Genomic DNA, 4774 nt, shown 5'->3' on the forward strand with positions numbered 1-4774 from the left:
ACGCGCCGGACCAGGTGCCGCCCGGCCGCGCGGTGGCCGAGGCCGCGCCGACGGCGCCCGAGGATCGGCCCGGCAAGGCCGCTGACATGGCGGACCACGTGCCACCCGGCCGCGCGGTCGCGGAGCTCGCCGCCGTGCTCGACAGCCTGGCCGATCTGATCGCTGCACTGCCGTCCTCGGACGGCGAACGCGACACGCCGCCGGGCCTTCTGCGCCGCGGCGCCGAGCCGGATGCGGCCGCGCCGACGACCGTCGCCATGGACGACGTCGCCACGCCGGACCTCGCGGGGTTCCTGGCCGCGACGCTGAGCCTTCAGGCCGATCCCCTGGCCTGAGGCGTGCCACGCCTCAATACGGCACCTTGTCCGGCTTCGCCGCCCAGGCCTCGAAGACCTCGAGCGCCTCGGCGGCAAGCAGGCGTCGCATCGGCAGGCTCCGCGCCTCCACCGGCTTCGGCACCTCCCGGTAGAGCCACTCGTCGTCGAAGCCGATCGCCGCCGCCTGGTCGCGCGCATTGCCGTAGACCACCGCGTCGAGCCGGGCCCAATAGGCGGCCGAGAGGCACATCGGGCAGGGCTCGCAGCTGGTGTAGAGGACGGCGCCGCGCAGGTCGAAGCGGCCGAGCGCGGCGCAGGCGCGGCGGATCGCCACCACCTCGGCATGCGCGGTCGGGTCGTTTGTGGAGGTCACCTGGTTCCAGCCCTCGGCGACCACGGCGCCGTCCCGCACCACCACCGCGCCGAAGGGACCGCCGGCGCCGCCCTCCATGCCGCGGCGCGACAGCGCGATGGCATGGCGCATGAAGGCTTCGTCGCTGGATGACATCGGCTGGCCCCGGCTCGACGGGGCGCGCCGGCGCCCCTTATGGATAGCGTGGAGGTACCGGCATGCCGCTCGCCCTGTCCATCCTCGACCAGTCCACCGTGGCCTCCGGCCGCACGCCGCCCGAGGCGATCCGCGAGACGCTGGCGCTGGCCAAGCTGGCCGACCAGTGGGGCTACCGCCGCTACTGGCTGGCGGAACATCACAACAGCGCCAGCCACGCCGGGACCGCGCCGGAGATCCTGATCGCCGCCATCGCGGCCACAACGCAGCGCATTCGTATCGGAAGCGCGGGCGTGATGCTGCCGCACTACTCCGCGCTGAAGGTCGCCGAGCAGTTCAAGGTGCTGGAGGCGATCGCCCCGGGACGCATCGACCTCGGCGTAGGCCGCGCGCCGGGCAGCGACGGGCGCACCGCCTTCGCGCTGAACCCCAACGCCAACGAGGCCGCGGACCGCTTCCCGCAGCAGGTGCAGGAATTGCTGGGCTGGCTGGGCGACGGGCTGCCGGCGAACCACCCCTTCGCCCGCGTCTCCGCCCAGCCCGAGGGGCCGACGCGGCCGGAGGTGTGGGTGCTCGGCTCCTCCGATTTCGGCGCGCAGCTCGCCGCCTATTTCGGCCTGCCCTACTGCTTCGCGCACTTCATCACGGATGGCCGCGGCAGCGAGGAGGCGATGGCGCTGTACCGCGACGGCTTCCGGCCTTCGAAGCACCTGGCCGCGCCGCAGGGCGCGGTCGCCGTCTTTGCGCTGACCGCCTCGACCGAAGCGGAGGCCTGGCGTCTGTTCCGGTCCCGCGAGCTCTGGCGCCTGTCGCGCGACAAGGGCGTCTTCCCGCCGCTGCCCTCGGTGGAGGAGGCCGAGGCTTATCCCTACACCGAGGCCGAGCGCGCGCAGGTCGAACGGATGCGGGCGCGTGCCCTGGTCGGCGCGCCGGAGCAGGTGGTGGCGAAGCTCGCCGCCGTGGCTGCCGCGCATGGCGCGCAGGAGGTGGCGGTGCTGACACCCTGCCACGACCCGGCCGCGCGCCAGGCGAGCTTCCGCCTGCTGGCGGAGGCGAACGCCGCGCTGCCAGCGGCGGCGTAGCGCGTCAGAAGCCGATGCAGGCCGGGCGCAGCACGGTCAGCACGCTCTCCTGCCGGAACCGCGCCTTCCAGGCATCCTCCACCGGGCGCAGCCGCGCCCGCGCGGTCGCGGCGTCGGCGCCGGGCAGCACCACCACCAGTACCTTGCTGCGTTCCCGCAGGATGCGCCCGTCGCGGCTGTGCCACTGGCCCTGGCCATCCAGCGCGGTGAGCCCGTCGGGGAAGGCGGGGGTCACGATCTCCGCCAGGAACGCGGACCATTCGGCCTCGCTGACCTCGGCGCGGTCGCGGACGTTGCGCCCGAAATAGGCCTCCGCGACCGTCGCGGCCTGGCTGCCTGCGGGACAGGCGGAGACAGTCGGCGGCGGCGCGGCGGGCAGGGCGCAGCCGGCCAGCAACACCAGCGGCAGGAGCGCCCGGAGTCGCACGGCGCGTCAGGCCGTCGTCGCCAGCAGCACCACGCCGGCGCAGATCAGCCCGATCGCCAGCATCTTCTGGACGCCGAGGGATTCGCCGAACACCGCCCAGCCGATCAGCGCGATCACCACGTAGCTGGCCGCCGTGCAGGGCAATGCGACGCTCATCGGGATCTTGCGCAGCGCGATGATGTAGAGCAGTGCCGCACCGCCATAGGCGCCCAGCCCGATGATGGTCTGCCAGCGGAACAGCTGGTCCAGGAACCCGGCCGAGGCCGCGACGGAACCGGAGGCGCCGACCTTCAGCAGCACCTGGCCGACGAGCGAAGTGGCGATCGCGATCGCCAGCGTGATCCAGGCCGCGGTCATCGCGCTGCTCAGGAGACCGCGCGGACGCGCGGCGCGTCGCCCGGCTGCGACGCCGCGGATGCGGCGGCGGGCAGTGCGATCACCTCCCGCACGGCAGGTCCGCGGACCTCCCGCACGACGCCCTGCGGCTTCCCGTTGGCCGAGAGGAAGGCGCGGCCGACATACTCGCCGAGCACACCGAGAATGAGGAACTGCACGCCGGCGATCAGCAGCGTCACCGTCATCATCGACGCCCAGCCGGACGGCGTGTAGCCGATCAGCGCCTCCACCATCACCAGCACCGCGCCGAGCAGCCCCGCGACGCCCATTGCGACGCCCGCCACGATCGCCAGCCGCAGCGGCAGGACGGAGAAGTTGGTCGCCAGGTTCAGCCACAGCAGCACCAGGCGCTTCAGCGTGTAGTTGCTGCGCCCTTCCGCGCGCGGCAGGTGCTTGACCTCGATGGAATCGAGGCGCTGGGTCACCTGCATCAGCAGCCCGTCCACATAGGGGTAGGGGCCGCGATACTTCGTGACCTCCTGCACCGCGAGCGCCGACATGCAGCGGAAGGAGGAGAGGTAGAGCCCCTTCGGCTTGTCCAGCAGAAGGTCGGCCACCCGGTTGGCGAAGCGGCTGCCGAGGTTGCGCCAGCCCTCATGTTCCTTCACGGCATAGCGCGTATAGACGACGTCCCACCCGCCCAGCCGCGCATGGTCGTAGAGCTTCACGACCTCCTCGGGCGGGTTCTGCAGGTCGTCGTCCATGGTGATCACGAAGGCGCCGCGTGCATGGCGCAACCCGGTCATCACCGCGTTGTGCTCGCCGAAGTTTCGCGCGTGCTCGATATAGGTGAGCGGGACGGTGGCGGTCTTCTGCAGCGCGCGGCAGACCTCGCCCGAATTGTCGGGGCTGCCGTCGTTCACCAGGATGATCTCGAGCCCGCCGACCGGCTCCAGCGCGGAGAGCGCGGCGACCAGCGCGCCGACGGTGGCCGCACCGCGATAGACCGGCACGACGATGGACAGCCCGACCGCCTCCGGTGCGGCGGCCGTGCCGGTTGGATTCCGGCCGAGGGTCTCGGTCACGTCGGTGATCTCCGTCACGGGCGGGTCGCCAGCATCAGCACGGAGCCGCCGCCGGGCATGGGCAGGCCATGTCCGGCGATCCAGCGCTCCGTCTCCGACACGGCGTGCAGGGTTGCATCGATCCAGGCAGGGAACTGCGTCACGTCACTTGGCGCGTCGGGGCGGCGTTGCAGCACCTTGCGCTGCAGCACCATCAGGGGCAGCAGCAGGCTGTTCCAGTAGCGGCCGGAGATGGCGGCGAACCCGGCATCCTGCAGCAGGCGGGCCGCGCCGCTGCGGGTGAAACGCCGGGCATTGTACACGCGCGCGTCATGCGCGCTGCGCAGCCATTCATAGGCGGGCAGGTTGAGCACGAGCGTGCCGCCAGGCTGCAGCACCCTGCGCATCTCGCCCAGCGCGCGCGCCGGCTCCACCGCGACGTGGCACAGCACGTCGATGCTGACCACGGCGCCGAAGCTGGCATCGGGGAAGGGCAGGCGGTTGGCGTCGCCGGCGGCCACCGCCCGGCCGGACTTCGCAGCGGCGCGACGGGCGGCGCTGGGCATGAAGTCCAGCCCGACCGCCTCCCGCGCCGGCAGCGCATCCGCCAGGCGGCGGAGCAGCCCGCCGGTGCCGCAGCCCGCATCCAGCAGCGGGCCCGGCGCGCCAGGCCGCTCGCGCAGCGCATCGAGGACGCGGGCATGGGCGGCGCGATACCACCACATGCCTTCCTCGGCGGCGTCCATGAGGTCGTATTCGGCGGGCTCCACGCCGGTCTTGTGGCGCCCGCCCGGGGCAAGGGCAAGGCGGCTGCGCGGCGGGCGCGGGGCAGCCCTGCCACCGGACCGCCGCAATGCGGTTGCAACATGCGCCCTGCGCCCCGAGGATGGCCGCGCGCCAGCCCACCCGCATGAGCCCCCAGAAGACACACATCCCAGCCCGGCCTGCCGAGGCAGCCCAAGGCTCGGTCCAGCGAGGCGGCCCGCCGCTCGCCGCCAGCCTGGCGCTGCCGGCGATGCGCGTCCGCGCGCTGCGCGCCC

Annotated in this window: 7 protein-coding genes; 2 read left to right on the forward strand and 5 right to left on the reverse strand. The window is 73.1% G+C overall.

The annotated features are described in order from the left end of the window. A partial coding sequence (locus OZN99_RS25730; RefSeq protein ID WP_270938086.1) for a hypothetical protein occupies positions 1–335 on the forward strand: 335 nt, incomplete at its 5' end. A 13-nt stretch (positions 336–348) separates the two neighbouring features. Here the strand turns inward: OZN99_RS25730 and OZN99_RS25735 are convergent. Beyond that, positions 349–825, reverse strand: coding sequence for a nucleoside deaminase (locus tag OZN99_RS25735; RefSeq protein WP_270938087.1), 477 nt, complete (start codon positions 823–825; stop codon positions 349–351). Between the two features lie 62 nt (positions 826–887). Between OZN99_RS25735 and OZN99_RS25740 the strand changes: the two genes are divergently transcribed. Next, the gene (locus tag OZN99_RS25740) at positions 888–1907 is read left to right on the forward strand and encodes an LLM class flavin-dependent oxidoreductase (protein ID WP_270938088.1); all 1020 of its coding nucleotides are present in this window, start codon (positions 888–890) and stop codon (positions 1905–1907) included. A 4-nt stretch (positions 1908–1911) separates the two neighbouring features. Here OZN99_RS25740 and OZN99_RS25745 read toward each other — a convergent pair whose 3' ends face one another. From OZN99_RS25745 to OZN99_RS25760, 4 genes are read right to left on the reverse strand one after another with little or no spacing between them, the layout of a single operon-like run. Next, a complete protein-coding gene (locus tag OZN99_RS25745; RefSeq protein ID WP_270938089.1) occupies positions 1912–2334 on the reverse strand; it encodes a DUF3574 domain-containing protein in 423 nt (140 codons plus the stop codon). 6 nt (positions 2335–2340) lie between these two features. Further along, complete coding sequence (locus OZN99_RS25750; protein ID WP_270938090.1) at positions 2341–2691, reverse strand: DMT family transporter; 351 nt, start codon at positions 2689–2691, stop codon at positions 2341–2343. Positions 2692–2699: 8 nt separating this feature from the next. Further along, positions 2700–3773 (reverse strand): glycosyltransferase family 2 protein, encoded by a 1074-nt coding sequence (locus OZN99_RS25755; RefSeq protein WP_270938091.1) that lies wholly within the window; start codon positions 3771–3773, stop codon positions 2700–2702. Next, complete coding sequence (locus tag OZN99_RS25760; RefSeq protein ID WP_270938092.1) at positions 3770–4504, reverse strand: class I SAM-dependent methyltransferase; 735 nt, start codon at positions 4502–4504, stop codon at positions 3770–3772. Before OZN99_RS25760 ends, OZN99_RS25755 begins: the two co-directional genes overlap by 4 nt. Between the last annotated feature and the right edge of the window lie 270 nt (positions 4505–4774).

This window comes from Falsiroseomonas oryzae (assembly GCF_027856955.1).
Taxonomy (GTDB): domain Bacteria; phylum Pseudomonadota; class Alphaproteobacteria; order Acetobacterales; family Acetobacteraceae; genus Falsiroseomonas; species Falsiroseomonas oryzae.